Source organism: Candidatus Megaera venefica, assembly GCF_034554655.1.
Taxonomy (GTDB): Bacteria; Pseudomonadota; Alphaproteobacteria; order Rickettsiales; family Rickettsiaceae; genus Megaera_A; species Megaera_A venefica.
The window spans coordinates 1-18,617 of the sequence record NZ_JARJFB010000015.1; the positions used below are offsets into that span (position 1 = coordinate 1).

An 18,617-nucleotide genomic window follows, 5' to 3' on the forward strand; every position below is an offset into this window, starting at 1 on the left:
TTTAAAGAATTTCTTTGCAGCAGCAATGTCTCTATGGGAAGAAAGCATGAAATCTATAGTAGAGCCATATTTATCTAACACTCTATATAAATATTTCCATTTACCTTTTACTTTAATATAGGTCTCATCAACTTGCCATGAGGTAGAATAAGGCTTAGAGTAGTAACGTATACGCTTAGCTAATTCAACAGAATAAGCTTGCACTCATTTGTATAAAGTGGGGTGATCAGCCTCAACTCCTCTCTCTATCATCATTTCTTCTAAATTACGATAGCTTATTGGATATCTTAAGTACCATCTTATACATTGCAATATTACTGCGGGTAAAAAATGTCAGTAATGGAAATCTTTGTGCTTCTTAACGGAATGCTATATTGTTAGTTTCTAACTAGAATAATATCCCTTTCTTAAATTTGCAACAGAACCGTTTTTAGTATATTGGCTGTTGAGATAATTTTATTTAGAATAAACCAAGCGATGTACTAATAACAAATTATACCAAGAAGAAATATGCTAATCCCAAAAAGCTAAAAAAACCTATCGCATCAGTACAAGCAGTTAAGAAAACGCCAGAAGCAGTGGCTGGATCAATGTCAAAGTGATTAAGTATCATTGGAATACAAGAGCCTAAAAATCCAGCAATGGTAAAATTTACGACAACTGCACTAGCAAAAACTAGGCTTAATTTTATTTCAGCAAATAATACGTAAGTGAGAACAATTCCAATAGCAGCAAGCAATAAGCCATTTAGAGTACAAACATAAATTTCTTTTGTGATTACTCTTTTAGTACTAGTGCTAGTTATCTCTCTGTTTGCTAGCGCTCTGACTGTTACAGTCATTACTTGTGTCCCAGCGTTTCCACCCATTGAGGCAACGATAGGCATAATTGTAGCTAAGGTAATTAATTTAGAAATAGTATCACTGAATTGATTAATGACCAATGAAGTAAGGCATGCGGTAACAAGATTTACAAATAACCATGGAAACCTGCTCTTTGTTGTTGTGTACAGATTGTAGAAAATATCACTATTGTTAATCCCCCCAAAATGTAAGAATTCGCTCTCGGCTTGTTCTTCAACGATATAAAGCATATTATCAATCGATATACTCCCAACAAGTTTACCTTGTTTTGTTGTTACTGGCACTATTGTTAGTGCGTATTGTTTAAATATAAATGCTAATTCATCAAGTTCGGTATTAGTATCAGCTGCCATAAATTCATAGTTCATCAATTCAACTAGAGGAACATTTCGGGAACTTTTTAATAATTTGCATAGTAATATTGTACCAACAGGTTTTACTCTGCTATCAACCACTATCGCTGCATGAAAGTCAGCACTAATATTACTTCTTCTTATAAAATCAATTGCTTGACCAGCAGTCCAGTGTTGACGAAGTGAAACAAAATCTTTTTCGAGGACTCGTCCAGCAGTATTTTCAGGATACTTAAACCCCTCTATAATTTGTTGACGTTTATCAGTTTTAAGCTTGGCAATTATTAATTCTTTTAACTCTGAATTAAGGGCTTCTATTACCTCAATAGAATCTTCAATATCAAGTTCATCAATTAATCTAGCGCTTACATCTAGGCCAAGAGCTTCAATTGCTGGCTGTTTGTTACCATCACTTAACCAAACAAGCACTTCTGAGTTCAGCATACTTGCAAGGGCCGGGAAAATAATGTGATAGTATTTACGATTAACGTTATCTAAAAAATCGGCTAAATCAGCGTAATGCAATTCAAGAAGCAGTTCAACGGCTTTTTCTATATTATCATTGGCGATTAAATCATTAATATACTCAAACTGCTGTACGAGTTTGTCCTGATGATCAGGTGATATAGTGTTGAGCTCATCTTGCATAATCTCTCCTTCTTATATCAAAGTTCACGTTAGTGAGGTCGTAAATGGCTACCTGAGATTGTAGTCATTTTTGAATAGGTAAGTTATTCTTCTTGTCGCCATCCTAGTGTATATAGAACTATATTCCTCGTTTAGCCCTTAATCCAAGTTAAGCGACTATAACAATAACGTGGTGCGGCCGAGAAGATTTGAACTTCCACTCCTTATCAGAACAGCGACCTCAACGCTGCGCGTCTACCATTTCGCCACGGCCGCTTACGGAAAACTTGTTTCTGTATAGCAAGTTTTTTAAGCAAAATCAATTACATAATACAAATTTAAGAATGTAAGAAAACAGAGCTATAATAAATTTTGTGTTTTTACGCCAACTGATTTTAACATAGTAACTGTTTCACAAAGAGGAAGGCCAATAATGTTTGAGAATGAACCGGAAAGATAAGAAACGAATGATTCAGCATAACCAGTAAGAGTGTAGCCACCTGCTTTGTCAATGCCTTGATTAGTAGAACAGAAATACTCAATTTCTGAAGTAGATAGATGCCTAAATTTGACTATTGATTTTACCACTTTTATTAATTTTACTGTTTCAGTAGAAGTTTTTTTGATCACACAAACTCCAGTATAAACGCTATGTCGTCTTTGTGATAAAAGTTGTAAGCTCAGGCGTACATCTTCTGCAGTCATCGCTTTTCTCATAATACGTCTGCCAACTGTAGGTATTGTATCTGCTCCAATAATGATACCATGATCAACCGTGGCTGCTATAAAAGCTGCTTTTTCAAAGCTTAATCTGTTGGCAAGTTGTCTTGGAAGTTCACCAGCTTGTTCTGCTTCATCAATGTCAGAAGGAATAACAAAATCAGGTGTTATTCCAATTTGGCGAAGCAATTGAAGTCTAGCTGGCGAAGCTGAGGCCAAAATAATTGGTAAATTATTCATACAAAAAGTCTAGTATCTAAGAATGACTCTGCCATTAGTCAAGTCGTAAGGGGTCATTTCAACACGAACTTTATCACCAGCAAGGATACGAATACGATTTTTACGCATTCTGCCAGAAGTATGAGCAATAAACTGATGCCCATTTTCAAGTTTTACCCGAAAATGTGCATTTGGGAGCAATTCTAAAACTTCTCCGTCAAACTCAATTAACTCTTCTTTAGCCATAAAAATTTAGATTGTTAAATATGTCCACCGATAATAGCAACTATAGCCAATTATTGCAAGATCAAACTCGGAGTTATACCAATTGTATTCTTAATGCGGCTAATAGAGAGAGTTACATTTATTTGAATCACCTTCAAACCTACTATTTGAAACGAAATAGAGTTAAGACAAATTCCTTTACTTATCGATTATTCTAATATCGCTTCTTAGCCTTCAATTTTGAGTATATAAATTTAAGATAATTTACATACTTTGACTAGGAGGGCTTTTTTTGACCGGCGGTGGTGCAGATGCTGATCTTGGTCTTGTGGATGAATCGTGCATTACTCCTGATATCTTGGCTACCTCCTGTTTGACAAAAGGCGGTACTGAAAGTGATCTTGGTCTTGTTATTACATCCTTGTCCTTGCTGCTTTTACTAACGCCTTTAGCTTGAGATTGTTCAAACGCTTGCTCAAAGGCTTGGATTACCTTTTCAGGTTTTTTGACTGTTTTGATGGAGCTGTTAAAGTGAGAAGATTGTTGATCTATAATTCCACTTGCAAACTTATCTGATTTATTAAGGCCAAACTCTGGGTTTGTTTTAATAGAATGGCAACCTATTGTGCCGCCTTGCACACCAGCCATTTCTTGTGTATGTCCACCTGCAAGCTGGCCGAGAAAATTCTTTTTACCTAGTTGAGATTTTGGATCGACGTCAAGGTAAGCACTTACTACTTCTCTAGTCTCATTGGCTTGAGCATACCCAGTTCTGTCCTTGCCGCTTTTACAAAAATTAACATCATTTGGATATTCCTTAGCTATCTTTTTCCCCACTACAGCATGAAGTGCTCCATCGGGGGATTTTACTGAGTTTTTGACTATGGCCATTTTTGCAGTAAGTTCTAAATTTACGTTCTCAGAATTTGCCAGTAGAGTTGACGAATCTACTAAACTGCGTGCACTAGTCGCTACAACCAGAGATAATACAAGGTCTGGTTTTAGGGTATTAAGAACTTTTAGTTCTTTTTGCGCTTTTGTTTGAGTAGTTTCATAAGCGCCAAAGCTTATTGCTTCTACAAAATTACCAAATCTTGATCCACCTTTTTGCAAGTATTTACTAACATGCTTCAGTCCTACTTCTTTTTCTAGTCCTTTGCCAACGTTAGCTAGGTTTTGCTCGAACTGTTTTGTATCTCTTCCTCCGCCACCAATTAATCTCCATCTGTTAATAGGAGAAGCTGATACGCTAACTCCCTCTACCTCTTTCTTACCCTTCTTGAGCTGGTCAGAAACAAAGTTCTCTCCACGAGCATTAAAAGGTGTTTTACTAGTCAAAATATTTAGATTCATTCTTTCTTCTGGAGGGAGAAAGCTTTTTAATTGTTTTAAATTTTCATTGGTAATTTCTTGTCTTGCTTCCTTGCCAACGGTTTTGACTTTTGTTGTTGGAGTCCCAGAGTGTAGGGTTTGGGATAAAACCTTAGGCTCTGGTGAGGTTGCGCTAGAAATCGCCGTAACTTTTTGGTATGCATTACGCACGCCAACAACATCGCTTAGTAATTGAGTAGGGATAACTTTGTTCCCAAGGGATATATCTAAAGCAACTGGCCTTAGTAGATCTTGCTTATATTTATCCATTTTATCAAACCACTCAACGCCGCAAGGTTTTCCTGGAGTAGACCGAGCAATATCTTGATATTGATTTATCTGTTTATCGGTTAAACCATTAAGCATTATTTCAGCTTCATAGACCGTGTGAGGTTTTGAGTTTCTATCCGAAGCAGTAGTCAATGTTACGATATGTTGATGATCATCTTTAAAATTGGCAATTTCACTGGCAAATTTTAATTTCTTTTCTGGTTCTGCTATACCGCTGCTTTCAAGAACATGAAGCATTTGAGTGTTATAATTCTTTACGGTTTTACTACCAAGATTATCTATATTTGCCATAGCGTCTGTAGCTATATGCATTAATTTTTTCTTGGCTAATTCCTTTGCTTGTGGAGAAAGATCGGACTTATCAATTAAATCCGAGGCCCCTCTTGTTTGATTCAAGAGTTGCATTGCATATTTTTCAGGAGCGTCTATCTTTAATAAAGCCTCGTCGGTAGTAACTTTTCTAGCGTCTCTCACAAGTGAAGATGTGCCATTACCTAAATCTTGGCTTTCATGCCAAACTATACCTAGTCTATTATCTTTAATTTGATCAAGTTTTTTTATTGCTCCAGATAGATCTCCGTCTATAAAAAGTTGTTGAGCTTCTTTTTTTCTTGCTTCAATATCGATTTTAACTGGTGGTGTACCATCTACTCCTTTAGCGAAAGCTAAAGTTTTTTCTCTATTGTCATTCAATACTTCAAAGTTACTTTTAGACATAATTGGAATCCTAATATATTCAAATTTATGTATTGATCATATCACTAAATATGGAGAGGAGCTTTACCAAAAAAAAACTATAGAATTAGATTTGTTAAATAGGGTGTTAATTTTGTAATGGATATCAATTACCAGAAGAATCTACCCATTTATAAGAAGTTGGATCATTAAAGACTTTGCGTAAAAACTGGTTGTTAATTGAATGGCTTGTTTTGTATCCGTTTAATTCGCCAATAAAGCTGCCACCAGCAGAAAATAAGTCGCCAAGTAAATCCAAGAGTTTGTGGCGAACAAATTCATTTTTGTGTCTTAATCCCTCATGATTCAATATGATATCTTTGTCAATCCCAATTGCATTATCAAGGGAGGCTCCTTTTGCTAGTCCCTTGCTTTGAAGGTAATCTAGTTCGTGTACAAACCCAAAAGTTCTTGAGTCCGCTATTTCGTCCTTAAAACTTACATTTGATGAAAAAACATGTTGCTGTTTACCAATTACAGGACTCGCAAAATCTATGGTTAAATCTATATAGGTTTCTGTAGATGGCTGTGCAATAATTTCTGAGCCATTATCAGTCACTCGTACTTCTTTGATCAATTTTAAGAAGCGCATAGCCGCATTCTGTTGCTTTTTACCAGCGCATTCGATCATAAAAACAAAAGGTTTGCTGCTTCCGTCCATAATGGGTACTTCTGGTCCATCAATTTCAATAATGATATTGCTGATTGAGCAGCCCCAGATCGCCGCCATCAAGTGTTCTATAGTAGAAACTTGTATTCCCGCGTTATTTTTGATAGAGGTAGAAAGTGTTGTATCAAAAACATTGCAATAAGACGCTTGTATTTTATTATCAAGGGTGGCTACATCTGTTCGCACGAAAACGACACCAGTACCAGGTTTAGCTGGTTTGAGAGTAACTTGGGTTTTTTTCCCAGAATGAACCCCTATACCATAACAGCTAATAGGATTTTGGATTGTCGTTTGCATATTAAGCTTTAGTATTAAATAAACCTTTAATTGACCAATCCTACCGAGAGCACATATATATAAGCAACGAAATTATTATTACTAAATGTTTCACATCGCCAGTTTTAACTTTATTAAAAAAAACTCTAGACCCAAGAAAAAAGTTTTGTTATAAGTGTCTTGGTATTTTTTATTCCTCGGTAGCTCAGTGGTAGAGCAAACGGCTGTTAACCGTTTGGTCGCTGGTTCGAATCCGGCCCGAGGAGCCATTCTTTACAAAAGTTCCTAAATCCACAAAATATCGAAGGTTTGTATAGCGTAGATCGCGTGCTATTTTAGGCCGTCTATTTAATAAATAACTAAGTATAACTTATGATTACTATAAATAATTTGTCCATGCAATATGGCGCAAGGCTTCTGTTTACTGATGTTAATTTGAATTTGAATTCAAATAATAGGTATGGCCTTGTTGGTTCTAATGGGGCTGGTAAATCAACTTTTCTTAAGCTAATAATGAAAGAGGAGGAGCCGAGCAATGGGGAAGTAGTAGCAGTGCGAAATGCTCGTATAGGCTGTTTAAAACAGGATCAATTTGTTTATGAAAACACTCCTATTATTGATGCGGTAATTGCTGGTAACAAGGCCCTATGGCAAGCTATGCAGGAAAAAAACAAGTTGCTTGAACTCGAAGAGCTTGATGATGAAAGTGGCTATAGGTTGGGTGATATTGAACAAATTATTATTGATAATGATGGTTATATTGCTGATATTTTTGCCGCTGAGTTACTTGTGGGGCTTGGTATCAAGGAAGAATTCCACTATCAGCCTTTGTCTGTATTATCTGGTGGTTATAAATTACGAGTATTGCTGGCTCAAAGCTTGTTTAATAATCCAGATGTTTTGTTACTTGATGAGCCGACCAATCACCTTGATATTATTTCCATCTACTGGCTGGAGAATTATCTGAAAGAAAAATTTAAAGGTGCTTTATTATTTATTTCACATGATGTCATGTTTTTAAATAATGTCTCTACTCATATTTTAGATATAGATTATGGTGAAATTAGCCAATATACAGGTAATTATGATAAATTCGTCTCACAAAAACAGCAAATTATCGAGCATAAAATGCATGAGGTTAATTATCTAGAGAAAAAGCTCGCCAAGATGCAAGAATTTGTTAATAAATTTCGTGCAGGTACTAGGTCAAAGCAAGCATCCTCGCGTGAAAAACAAATGGATAGAATTGAACTTCCGGATATTCAAAAAAGCTCCAGGGTTTCTCCACATTTTAATTTTAAACAAAAACGCCCCTCTGGAAAACATGTCTTGAAAGTTGGGGCAATCGCCAAATCTTACGGCGAACAATTAATACTAAATAAAGTAAACTTCAGTATTGATCGTGGTGAAAAGGTAGTAGTAATCGGTGCTAATGGGATTGGTAAATCTACTTTACTAAAAATTTTACTCGGTAAAATTAAGGCTGATATGGGAGATTATGAATGGGGATATGAATCTCAAATTTCATATTTTGCTCAAGATCATCATGAATTATTAAACGAAAGTGTAAGTGTTGTTAACTGGTTGTCTCGTCAGGCAGAAAATGAACTAACCGGTACTATTCGTAGTATACTTGGGCAAGTGTTGTTCCGCCAAGATGAAGTTAATAAGAATATTTTGCATTTAAGTGGTGGCGAGGGGGCCAGACTTTTGCTTGCAAAAATTATTCTTGAAGAGGGTAATGTTCTAGTACTTGATGAACCAACTAACCACTTAGACATTGAATCAAAAGAAACCTTAAAACAAGCTTTGGTAGATTACGAAGGAACCTTAATCTTAGTGACGCATGATAGAGATTTTGCTACTGATATTGCGACCAGAGTTATAGCTCTTACTGTCAAGGGAGTGGTTGATTTTAAGGGAACATACCAAGAATATTTGGCTAGGCATTCGAATGATTATTTAAATAGTAATTGGGTGGTGGCTAATAAAGGAATAGGTGTGAAATAACATATAGTATAAATAGAGCTATTATATGTTATTTCACTTATCGGGCGTTAGGTTGTCGACTTAATTATTAGTATATCGGCCTAAGCAGCTGGTTCTGTGGCAGCCCCTGCAAGTTCTAGTGGAGTTTCGAAGTCTGCATATGCTTCTATTAAGGGCATAAGGCCTGGAGGAAAAATTGCTAGTTCGTTTACTTCCATTATACAACGCGTATAGCCTCCTGATAATATGTTGCCTATTGTCTCAAATAAGAATGAAGTTAATCCCTCGTTTTCTTCGTCATCTTTTGGATAATATGGTAGCAAGGCTTTCTTTATTTTTAATGCGCCTAGCTCGTCTAAGGAATAGCTCATTAAATTAGTGCCACTATCATGTATTTCTTGTGCAAAATCATACTGACCTTCAGCTAAAGTGCGAGCATAAGTTGCGTTTGTTGGAAAAAGTGTATAAGCAGTTTTTAAGTGTACGAACATTTCTGACCACAAAGATTGGCTACTTAAGTCTCCAGCCCCTAATTCGAGTAGGGCTATGCCACAAAGACTATGAGCTTCAGCTAAACTTTTATTGTATATACCTTCTGGTTGATCAGCAAATGGTACGAGTGCATGAACTTTTTTAAAATGTACAAGTGCTTGCCCAGCTTCTTCTCCGAAACTATCACCCTCAGCTAATAATGTTCGGCCTAATTCAAAAAGAGCTGTGGCTAAACTATAAGTATAAATATAGTTTGTTGGCATAAATTCATAAGCTTTTTCAAAATGTACAATTGCTAGTTCAAGGTCTGTGATGCCATCTGGCTCAATTGATTGTGCCTGAAGAAAATGACTTTCCGCTAGTTTTTCAGTACAGAGAATCTCTGTTGGTACAAGTTCATGAAGGGAGGAGAAATGTTTAATTGCTAATTCATAGTTTTCTTGTTCAAAATGTTTATTACCTACTCTAAAATGATATTCGATTAGTTCTCTTTGAGCGCCAACTTCTTTGAATGATTTTTTCATTTATTTGCTTCTCTAATTAGTTAACTTATAATTAATGATTATATCAATAATTTAACTATTGTCAACTATTATACGTAAATATTTAACGAATTCCAATCTTTGGGTTCTGAGGTTGCGTGTTTTAATAGGACTAATACCCTAATTAACTATAAAAAATTTTCTTTATACTAGCATTTTGAAACTCATTAATTATAATGACATTTAGTTTTAGTAGTAGGTTTTAACCGATGTATGAGTTTTTTCTTCAAGTTGTTTGGTTTGTTGAAAGTCTAGGATATTTTGGCATATTTATTATGACATTTATTGAAAGTACTTTTATCCCTATTCCTTCAGAAATCACCTTAATACCAGCTGGGTATCTTGTTCAAAAGGGTCAAATGAGTGGGCTAGTAGTATTGCTGGTTAGTATTGCAGGTACCGTTGGGGGAGCGCTTGCTAATTATTATATCGCTTATTTTTTTGGTCGTTTGTTATTTGTAGATAAGGGAAAATATTTTTTCCTGAATCCATCAAAATTAAAAAAAATAGAACAGTTTTTTGCTGAACATGGAGCAATATCGGTTTTTACTGGACGATTTTTGCCCGGGGTAAAACATTTTATCTCATTCCCCGCGGGTCTGGCAAAAATGAATTTAAAACTTTTTGCGCTGTATACAGCACTTGGCGGTGCTATTTGGTGCGCTATTTTAATAACATTAGGGTACATTATTGGTGAAAATGAGCATTTAATTAAAAAATACCTAAAACAACTCAATCTTATTTTTATAATAGTAGTAAGTGTTTTAGTTATTTATTATATATGGAAAAAGCGAAAAAATAAAAAAATTAAGTGAACGTAGAATAAAATTCAAATTTGAGATCTCTTTTTGTCCTTGGGTAACAGTAATAATAAACCTGAACTATGGATAAGAATTATATGGTCGTATGGTTTTATACTTAAACTCACTGTACGCACCGTCATCCTGAATTTACTTCAGGATCTCATGTGATAGGAGAAGAACTGCGCTGAAGAGACGCGAAACCCACTGAGTTCAGCATGACGGTAGATAAGAAGATACCGGATCAAGTCCGGTATGACGGTGTTTCTTGCCGGACATAACTAAATCTAATATTTATCTTATCCATAGTTGAGGTTAATAAGGCTTATTTCTACTTTATAGATTTAGTAATTACTTGTATATTTTGTTTGAGGATCTGATTTAAAAAAGCTAATATAAACTGTTATTAATTTTATCAGAAACTACCGGTTTTAACAAATCAGCCGAGTAAATGTATGTCAAAAGCACCATCCATGTCAGCAGAGCAGCTTAAAAAAGAATCAGAGGCAATGGTAGGGTATACAACCCCTTTTATTAGCAAAATGATGAAAAATGGTACCTTAACAGTAGAAAAAGTAGAGATACTTAGTTTGGTGACGGCTGCCAAGTATGGGTTTTGTGAGATGATGAAAGTGTTGTTAACAACTGGCAAGGCTGATGTTAATTTATGTGACTCTGTTAGGGGTAATAATGCTCTCCATTTTGCAGCTAATTATGGACAATTAGAAATGGTAAAGTTGTTAAAGCAATTCGGAGCAAAAGTTGTAAAAAACAAAGCGAATAAAACTCCTTTGGATTTAGCGCGTGATAAATATCCAGATATCTATAAATATTTTCTTCATAACCCAGATAAACCAGAGGGGAAGGAAGCTGAACTGGTTGGGGAAGACGGTTATGAGAGTGATTAAATTAAATACGAACTTAATAATTTGGCAGTCAAAACTTCATAGGGTCATTTAACTTGACCATCTGGGTTATTTCGGTTATACAGGTTCAAAAATACTAGGTAAATGAGTAGTGATTACTTAATCATTCTAGTTTTTCGTTCGTTTATTAAAGATTTTTATCTGCACCCGTAGCTCAATTGGATAGAGTATTTGACTACGAATCAAAAGGTTAGGGGTTCGACTCCCTTCGGGTGCGCCATTTTGTATTTATCTTTCGTTCTAATTTTTACTTAAAATATTCACTTCTTATATCAAACTGAGATAATTAGGCTTTATAGGTTATACTTGGTTATTCTAGCGCTATAACGTTAGTTTTGGATAAAGAAACACGCACTATTTTATCAAAATAATATATTTAGCTAAAAAATTGCCTAATATTATACATATCTCTTATCCAGAACTAGTGTTATAGGGTAAGCTAAGTTTAGTATTTATATATGCCGAATATCATGACCACTGAAGCTTATATAGCGTTTCTTGCCGCAAATGCGTTACTAGTATATACTCCTGGCCCAACTATGTTGCTAGTAGTACATTATGCATTAACTTACGGAAGGCAAGTGGGTAAATATACTATACCAGCTGTTTTGCTGGGCGATATTATAGCCGTAAATTTCTCTCTATATATTCTTGGGTCATTATTAAACATTTTTCCCAGTTCTTTTGTACTACTCAAAATTGTGGGCGGAGTATATATGATCCTATTAGGAGTAAGTAATATTTTATCACAAAAAAAAATTGTTCCTGATGAAAAAAATAATATAAAACTGCCTGATAAAAAGGTTTTTGTCCATGTTATGCTTATCACTGCATTTAATCCTAAAACTCTTATTTTTTTATTAGCGTTTTTACCGCAATTTTTAAACCCAAATGGAAATATTCTTAGCCAAACGTTACTTATGGGAGTAAGTTCTGTTCTGCTTGGCTTAACTGGTTCCTCCTTCTATACGATGGCAGCAAGTAAAATTCACCACTTGGTTAATACACCTCGTGCTCAAAAAATAGTCCATTTTGTATCGGGATCTATTCTTTGTGCCATTGGCATTAGCACAATTCTTCTTTAGGTATTTTAGCTGCATATTAAATTAAAAATTACTTACAATAAAATTACTCCTTGAAACATGTATAGATACTAATATTATGACTCTCTGTGTTGTATGGTTAAAAAAATAAACTGGGGCTAGTAATGAGAAAGGTTGTGATTTCTGGGATGATCGGGAATGCTCTTGAATGGTATGATTATGCTTTGTATGCGCAGTTTGCCTACATTATTGGAGTAAAGTTTTTCCCTCAAACTGAGTTTGTCGAGATACTTACTTTTGCAGTATTTGCTGCTGGATTTGTAGTTAGACCTCTAGGAGGCATCATTTTTGGTCAAATTGGTGATAGGTTTGGAAGAAGGATAGCCTTGGTGTTAGGGATTATGCTCATGGCAATTCCTACTGCTGGTATAGGATTATTGCCATCCTATGAGTCTATAGGAATAACGGCGCCTATAATTCTGGTAATAATTAGATTGCTTCAAGGGTTTTCTCTTGGAGGAGAATTTAGTGGTTGTATTGCTTATATAGTTGAGCATTCACCAGCTGATAAGAGAGGACTAGCTGGCAGCGCTGCTTTTGTCAGTATGTGTTTAGGGATGCTTCTTGGTCTTATAGTTGCACAGGGCTTTACATACTTTCTGTCGGAAGAAAATTTACTATCTTGGGGGTGGAGAATCCCCTTTATTGTTGGTTTATTTATAGGGCTTGTAGGTCTTTACATTAGGTCTCATCTTGCAGAAAGTCCTTTATACAAAGCTGCCAAAGCTCAAGGCGCACTTTCTCGAACTCCTCTTAGAGAGACACTCTGCAAATATTGGAGAGAAGTGCTAATTGCAATGGCAGTTTACATCAATGTTACTGCGCCATTCTATACAACCACAGTGTTCATTAAAAATTATATGGAAACACTAGGGTATGAGAAAAATCAAAGCACCATCACGTGTGGCCTAATTTTAATAAGTATGAGTATAATGTTTCCTCTTTCTGCGTATCTATCTGATAGGATTGGTAGAAAGCCAGTGATAGTTTGGGCAAGCGTTGCGCTTGTAATATCAATATACCCTATATTTTTAGCTCTTCATTCAATGAATTATGGAGTAGCAATATTGTCGCAAATTATCTTTGCTGGTATAGTCGGGGTTTATATGGGACCTGTACCAACGCTTTTGGTAGAGTTATTTCCAACTAGAGTTCGATTTACAGGCGTTGCAATTTCTTATAATTTAAGTGCAGCTATTTTTGGTGGGACTGCTCCAATGGTTGGAGCAGCTCTGCACAAATTTACTGGGCAACAGATTTCTTTGGCATACTATTTAACTGGTTTAGCATTGTTCTGTTTATGCACATTGTATTTTTATAAAGAAACGTACAGAAACAATTTGTCTGAAGATATAATACATGAGTAAATCTCTTTCAAAATTAGCTTTAGAAGAAGGTTTGTTTGAAGTTCCAAATGGTCAAACAAAAGTGCTGATGCACTCTTGTTGTGCTCCGTGTTCTGGACCTTTAATTGAAAAAATGGCTGATTCTGGAATTGATCTGACCATATTTTTCTATAATCCAAATATTCATCCTAAAAAAGAATATGAAATTCGCAAGAAAGAGAATATTCGTTTTGCAGAGAAGTTAGGGCTTGCTTTTATAGATGCAGATTATGATGTGCAAAACTGGTTTGCTAGGGCCAAAGGAATGGAAAAAGAACCAGAAAGAGGGATTCGTTGTACTATGTGTTTTGATATGCGCTTTGAGAGAACTGCGCTTTATGCTTATGAACATGATTTTAAAGTAATTACTAGTTCTCTTGGTATATCCAGATGGAAAAACATGGAGCAAATTAATGATAGTGGTCAACGCGCGGCATCTCATTATGCTGGCGTTACTTACTGGACATATAATTGGCGAAAAGATGGTGGTGGGGCAAGAATGTATGAACTAGCAAAAGAAGAGAAGTTCTACAAGCAAGAATATTGTGGCTGCATTTATTCGCTTAGAGATACCAATAATTGGCGTAAACAAAATGATCGTCAAGAGATTGCTATTGGCGAAGAGTTTTATAGCGCAAAAATAAGCTCGTCCTAATGAATTGTTGGTTAAATATATACAAACCACGAAATATTAGCTCAGCAAAAGCAGTAGCCTTGGTAAAGAGAATTTTTAAAGGGTCAAAAATTGGTCATACTGGCACTCTTGATGTTGAGGCTGAAGGGGTGTTACCGATCGCCATAGGCGAGGCAACCAAATTAGTTAGCATCTTGATAGATGCTAAGAAACAGTATGAATTTACTATTAAATTTGGAGCAAAAACAGATACTGCTGATAGTTCGGGTAAGGTAATTGAGACATCAGAATATATACCGAATAGAGATGAATGCCGCCTTGTGTGTTCGGAATTTATTGGGTCTATAGAACAGGTTCCTCCAGCTTATTCAGCATTAAAAATTAATGGGGAAAGAGCTTATAAACTTGCTCGCGCAGGCAAAGAAGTGGAGCTAGCAAAGCGCACTATAGAAATATATGGTCTAAAATGCACGAGTTACTCGCAAGAAGAGGCTACGGCCAGTTATGTTTGTGAATGTTCCAAAGGAACTTACATTCGTACACTCGCAGAAGATATTTCTTTATCCTTGCAAAGTTTGGGATTTGTGGTAGAATTGCGGCGCACAAGAGTTGGAATGTTTGATGCAAAAACTGCAATTGACATCTCTAGCTGTTCGCAAATGGTTCTTGAGGAGGCTAAATTACTCCTGCAGGAAAAATGTTTGAAGATTGAGGCTGTACTAGACGACATCCCGGTACTTGATGCAAGCAACTCTCAAACTCAAAAAATTCGTTTTGGTCAAGCTTGTCAGTTTGATACTGACCAAAATTTTGAATTAGTTTGGGTAAGAAATAATGGTAATATAGTTGCCATTGGAAGCTTGAACTCAAATAACTTTAAATCTTCGAGAGTGTTTAATTTATAATTATGGAGAATACAGATGTCGATAATGCAAGAGCGCAAAACTGAGCTCATAAAGGAATATGCTACAACTGGAAATGATACTGGTTCAGTAGAGGTGCAGTGCGCTGTCCTGACTGAAAGAATAAATAACTTAACTGCTCATTTAAAAGAAAATCACAAAGATTTTTCCTCAAGAAGAGGGTTGCTGATATTAGTTGGTCGTAGACGTAGTCTACTTACTTACTTAAAGAAGCGTAGTCTCGATAGGTATGTACAGTTAATCAGTAGATTAAATTTAAGAAAATAATTCTCTTATAATTTGACGCAATTGGTCCAAAACACTGTCAAAAAATCAACAAATTGCTGATTTTTGTAATCTGTTTTAGTTTAGCCGAATTTATAGGTGCTGGGTTTTGACCCGGCGCCTATACTGTTAGATAGAATGCTACCAGCCAATAGTCCTTGTATGAGCTAATTGCAATTGGGCTGACTTTGAAAAGTGCAGGCTTAAAGCTGATTGTAGACAATTCAAGACAAATATTGAATTAAGAAACGATAAACCACTAGAAGCAATGTTATTTGCTAACCCCTATCAAAAATAACTTTTATTATTTCTTTTTTGCAATTTCATGTTAGTATACTGCGTGAGAAAAATAGGTTGTTTTTGAAAGCCGGTTTTTGTATCGAATTTGAATGAATGTAATAAATAATTACAATAAAAATTTTAGGAATATATTTAATGTTTAATGAAATAAAAAAACACACTATTTGGAATGGTGTAACTCTAGAGCTTTCAACTGGGAAAATTGCTCGTCAGGCTGACGGTGCTGTCATGGTTAAAATGGGAAATACGGTAATACAATGCACCGCTGTATCAGCAAAAACTGCAAATCCTGGAATGAATTTCTTTCCTCTGACTGTTAACTATCAAGAAAAATCTCATGCTGCTGGTAAAATTCCAGGTGGCTTTTTTAAACGGGAAGGTAGAGGATCAGAAAAAGAAGTGCTGGTTTCGAGGCTTATAGATAGACCTATTAGACCATTATTTCATGCGGGCTTTTTCAATGAAACACAAATTTTGTGTACTGTTCACTCTTTTGATCCAAGCCACAATCCTGACATTCTAGCATTGATTGGTGCCTCCGCTGCTTTGGCAATATCAGGCGTGCCATACCTTGATATAGTTGCTGCAAGCAGAGTTGGAATGATAGACGGTAAATTTGTATTAAACCCAACATTTGAAGAAATAAAAGATAGCAAGCTTGATTTAATTGTAGCTGGTACAAAAGATTCAGTAATGATGGTTGAGTCTGAGGCTGATTTTTTGACTGAACAACAAATGCTTGATGCAGTAAAATTTGGTCATGATGCTTTCCAGCCTGTTATTAAGCTTATAGAAGAATTGAAGGCTGCTGCTGGCAAGCCAGCATGGAAAACTACTGAACTTTTTCCTATAGTACTTAAAGATGAACTCCGTAAATTAACTAAAGATGATATTACTAAAGCATTCGCGATTAAAACAAAACAAGAGCGTTATGCAGCTATTGAGGAAATTTCAAGCAATATGATTGAGAGATTTACTGCGGATCAGCAATATACCGAGATGCAGGTTGATTTCGCTTTATCTGAAGTTAAAGCTGAGGTTTTAAGAGCCAATACCTTAGAGAAAAAGGTGAGAATTGATGGCAGACTAGCTGATGAGATTAGACAAATTGAATGTGAAATATCTCTATTTCCTGGTACTCATGGATCAGCACTTTTTACTAGAGGAGAAACTCAAGCTATTGTTACAACAACACTTGGTACTGGTCAAGATGAGCAAATTATCGATTGTATTGAAGGAGAATACAAAGAAGGTTTCTTATTGAACTATTTATTTCCTCCGTACTCTGTTGGCGAAGCTTCGCCTCTTCGGGGACCAAGCAGACGTGAAATTGGTCATGGTAAACTTGCGTGGCGTGCTCTAAAAAGAGCGTTGCCGACAAAAGCAGACTTCCCATACACGGTAAGAGTAGTATCTGAAATTTCTGAATCAAATGGTTCTTCATCAATGGCAACAGTTTGTGGAGGCTCCATGGCGATGATGGATGCTGGAGTACCAATGAAAGCTCCTATCTCTGGGATTGCTATGGGGTTGATCAAAGAAGGTGATCAGTTTATAGTTCTTTCCGATATTATTGCAGATGAAGACCATCTTGGTGATATGGATTTCAAAGTTGCTGGTAGTAGTGATGGGGTAACAGCGCTTCAGATGGATATCAAAGTAGCTGGTATTACTTTCGAAATCATGGAAAAAGCCTTAGATCAAGCTAAGCATGGTCGTGTTCATATTTTGAACAAGATGGCAAATGCTATTACTTCAAATTCTTCAATCAGTAGTAATGCTCCAGTGATTGAATCTTTCATGGTTCCTAAAGATAAAATCCGTGAAATTATTGGTCAAGGTGGTAAGGTCATCAGAGAAATTTGTGATACTACTGGGGCTAAGATTGATATAACTGATGATGGACTAGTTTCAGTTTCTGCAGTTGGTAGAGAAAAGCTAGAAGCTGCCGTACACAGAGTTAAAGAAATAGCAATAGATCCTGAGATTGGTGATATTTTTGAAGGTACAGTTGTAAAAATTCTTGAAGCTGGTGCTTTTGTTAACTATTTGGGCAGTCGTGATGGATTTGTTCACATTAGTGAAATAGCGCAAGAAAGAATAGAATCAGTTGCAGGAGCTCTAACTGAAGGTCAAAAAGTAAGGGTTAAGCTCATTGGTTTTGACCGTGGTAAAGCTAAGCTCACAATCAAGAACGTAGATTCAGAAGTGCCAGCGCAAAAAGAACCAAGGTCAGATAAGGAAGTACGCGCACCAAGAACCGAGTCCAAAGATGACAAAAGTGAAAAAAGAGATGGCGCAAAAAAATGGAAGAGTAAAAATGTTGAATCTGCTCCTGAGGCAGATATAAAAGAGCGTAAGTATTTTAACTAATATATAATTTTTGGCACTTAGGAATAATAAAGGAGATATCGGGCCCAGCCCCTTATCTCCTTTCGCTGTTTGAGAGACTAGGCCTAACTTGTCCCTCCGTCAAAACTCTCCCCGCCTGAATTAACAAGGGGTTTCATGTCATAAACAGCTTACAAAATCCATAAGAAAATGGTATAATTACCGCATAAAGCTTACGGATTTTAAAATTATGCCTATAGAAAATATTACTTTTCTCCAAAAACAAGAAAGGTTATTTGAAGAGAAATTATCTACAAAACTAAATCCTAAAAACAAGTTATATAAACTAAGGGATTTAGTAAATTGGTCTGAACTTGAAGCCAGAGCATTGCCTAACATTGAAATCAAGCAATTTGGTAGAAATAAGAAAGATCATAGAGTAATGCTAGCACTATCAATGCTTCAAGCTATGTACAACGGTTCTGATTCGTTTACGGAGGAAGAGCTAAAGGAAAATATTTATTGGCAATATTTTTGTGGTTATGAATATTTGCAGCAAGATCTTGATGTGTCTGAAG

General features: G+C 35.9%; 17 protein-coding genes and 3 tRNA genes. 12 read left to right on the forward strand and 8 right to left on the reverse strand.

What is annotated here, in order from left to right:
• The 7 genes from Megvenef_RS01800 to lpxC form a co-directional block, all read right to left on the reverse strand.
• Positions 1 to 204, reverse strand: a 204-nt coding sequence (locus Megvenef_RS01800) for a DDE-type integrase/transposase/recombinase (RefSeq protein ID WP_322776297.1), incomplete at its 3' end; no start/stop codon positions are given.
• Between the two features lie 289 nt (positions 205 to 493).
• A complete protein-coding gene (gene mgtE, locus Megvenef_RS01805; RefSeq protein ID WP_322776298.1) occupies positions 494 to 1,864 on the reverse strand; it encodes a magnesium transporter in 1,371 nt (456 codons plus the stop codon).
• A 170-nt stretch (positions 1,865 to 2,034) separates the two neighbouring features.
• Positions 2,035 to 2,119 (reverse strand) — tRNA-Leu (locus Megvenef_RS01810).
• Positions 2,120 to 2,203: 84 nt separating this feature from the next.
• The gene (locus tag Megvenef_RS01815) at positions 2,204 to 2,803 is read right to left on the reverse strand and encodes a Maf family protein (RefSeq protein ID WP_322776299.1); all 600 of its coding nucleotides are present in this window, start codon (positions 2,801 to 2,803) and stop codon (positions 2,204 to 2,206) included.
• 9 nt (positions 2,804 to 2,812) lie between these two features.
• The gene (gene infA / locus Megvenef_RS01820; protein ID WP_322776300.1) at positions 2,813 to 3,028 is read right to left on the reverse strand and encodes a translation initiation factor IF-1; all 216 of its coding nucleotides are present in this window, start codon (positions 3,026 to 3,028) and stop codon (positions 2,813 to 2,815) included.
• Positions 3,029 to 3,271: 243 nt separating this feature from the next.
• The gene (locus tag Megvenef_RS01825) at positions 3,272 to 5,386 is read right to left on the reverse strand and encodes a hypothetical protein (RefSeq protein WP_322776301.1); all 2,115 of its coding nucleotides are present in this window, start codon (positions 5,384 to 5,386) and stop codon (positions 3,272 to 3,274) included.
• A gap of 124 nt (positions 5,387 to 5,510) precedes the next feature.
• Positions 5,511 to 6,371, reverse strand: coding sequence for a UDP-3-O-acyl-N-acetylglucosamine deacetylase (lpxC, locus tag Megvenef_RS01830; protein WP_322776302.1), 861 nt, complete (start codon positions 6,369 to 6,371; stop codon positions 5,511 to 5,513).
• Positions 6,372 to 6,544: 173 nt separating this feature from the next.
• On the opposite strand from lpxC, the gene Megvenef_RS01835 reads away from it, so the two are divergent.
• Positions 6,545 to 6,619, forward strand: a tRNA-Asn gene (locus tag Megvenef_RS01835).
• A 103-nt stretch (positions 6,620 to 6,722) separates the two neighbouring features.
• Positions 6,723 to 8,360: an ABC-F family ATP-binding cassette domain-containing protein gene (locus Megvenef_RS01840; RefSeq protein WP_322776303.1), complete on the forward strand. Its 1,638-nt coding sequence runs from the start codon at positions 6,723 to 6,725 to the stop codon at positions 8,358 to 8,360.
• A gap of 80 nt (positions 8,361 to 8,440) precedes the next feature.
• Here Megvenef_RS01840 and Megvenef_RS01845 read toward each other — a convergent pair whose 3' ends face one another.
• The gene (locus Megvenef_RS01845) at positions 8,441 to 9,355 is read right to left on the reverse strand and encodes a tetratricopeptide repeat protein (protein WP_322776304.1); all 915 of its coding nucleotides are present in this window, start codon (positions 9,353 to 9,355) and stop codon (positions 8,441 to 8,443) included.
• A gap of 293 nt (positions 9,356 to 9,648) precedes the next feature.
• Between Megvenef_RS01845 and Megvenef_RS01850 the strand changes: the two genes are divergently transcribed.
• From Megvenef_RS01850 to Megvenef_RS01895, 10 genes are all read left to right on the forward strand, one after another.
• Positions 9,649 to 10,188 carry a DedA family protein gene (locus Megvenef_RS01850; RefSeq protein ID WP_322776305.1) on the forward strand — a complete coding sequence of 180 codons (540 nt, stop codon included), beginning with the start codon at positions 9,649 to 9,651 and terminating at the stop codon, positions 10,186 to 10,188.
• A gap of 440 nt (positions 10,189 to 10,628) precedes the next feature.
• Positions 10,629 to 11,081 (forward strand): ankyrin repeat domain-containing protein, encoded by a 453-nt coding sequence (locus Megvenef_RS01855; protein WP_322776306.1) that lies wholly within the window; start codon positions 10,629 to 10,631, stop codon positions 11,079 to 11,081.
• A 161-nt stretch (positions 11,082 to 11,242) separates the two neighbouring features.
• Positions 11,243 to 11,319, forward strand: a tRNA-Arg gene (locus Megvenef_RS01860).
• A 238-nt stretch (positions 11,320 to 11,557) separates the two neighbouring features.
• A complete protein-coding gene (locus Megvenef_RS01865) occupies positions 11,558 to 12,184 on the forward strand; it encodes a LysE family translocator (RefSeq protein WP_322776307.1) in 627 nt (208 codons plus the stop codon).
• 122 nt (positions 12,185 to 12,306) lie between these two features.
• Positions 12,307 to 13,569 carry an MFS transporter gene (locus Megvenef_RS01870; protein WP_322776308.1) on the forward strand — a complete coding sequence of 421 codons (1,263 nt, stop codon included), beginning with the start codon at positions 12,307 to 12,309 and terminating at the stop codon, positions 13,567 to 13,569.
• Complete coding sequence (locus Megvenef_RS01875) at positions 13,562 to 14,242, forward strand: epoxyqueuosine reductase QueH (protein WP_322776309.1); 681 nt, start codon at positions 13,562 to 13,564, stop codon at positions 14,240 to 14,242. Before Megvenef_RS01870 ends, Megvenef_RS01875 begins: the two co-directional genes overlap by 8 nt.
• Entirely contained in the window at positions 14,242 to 15,126 is an 885-nt protein-coding gene (gene truB, locus Megvenef_RS01880) for a tRNA pseudouridine(55) synthase TruB (RefSeq protein ID WP_322776310.1), read from the forward strand. The genes Megvenef_RS01875 and truB overlap by 1 nt, the downstream gene beginning before the upstream one ends.
• Before the next feature lie 15 nt (positions 15,127 to 15,141).
• Positions 15,142 to 15,411 carry a 30S ribosomal protein S15 gene (rpsO, locus tag Megvenef_RS01885; RefSeq protein ID WP_322776311.1) on the forward strand — a complete coding sequence of 90 codons (270 nt, stop codon included), beginning with the start codon at positions 15,142 to 15,144 and terminating at the stop codon, positions 15,409 to 15,411.
• A 432-nt stretch (positions 15,412 to 15,843) separates the two neighbouring features.
• The gene (pnp, locus tag Megvenef_RS01890) at positions 15,844 to 18,081 is read left to right on the forward strand and encodes a polyribonucleotide nucleotidyltransferase (RefSeq protein WP_322776312.1); all 2,238 of its coding nucleotides are present in this window, start codon (positions 15,844 to 15,846) and stop codon (positions 18,079 to 18,081) included.
• Positions 18,082 to 18,289: 208 nt separating this feature from the next.
• The coding region (locus Megvenef_RS01895; protein WP_322776028.1) for a transposase at positions 18,290 to 18,617 on the forward strand (328 nt) is incomplete at its 3' end.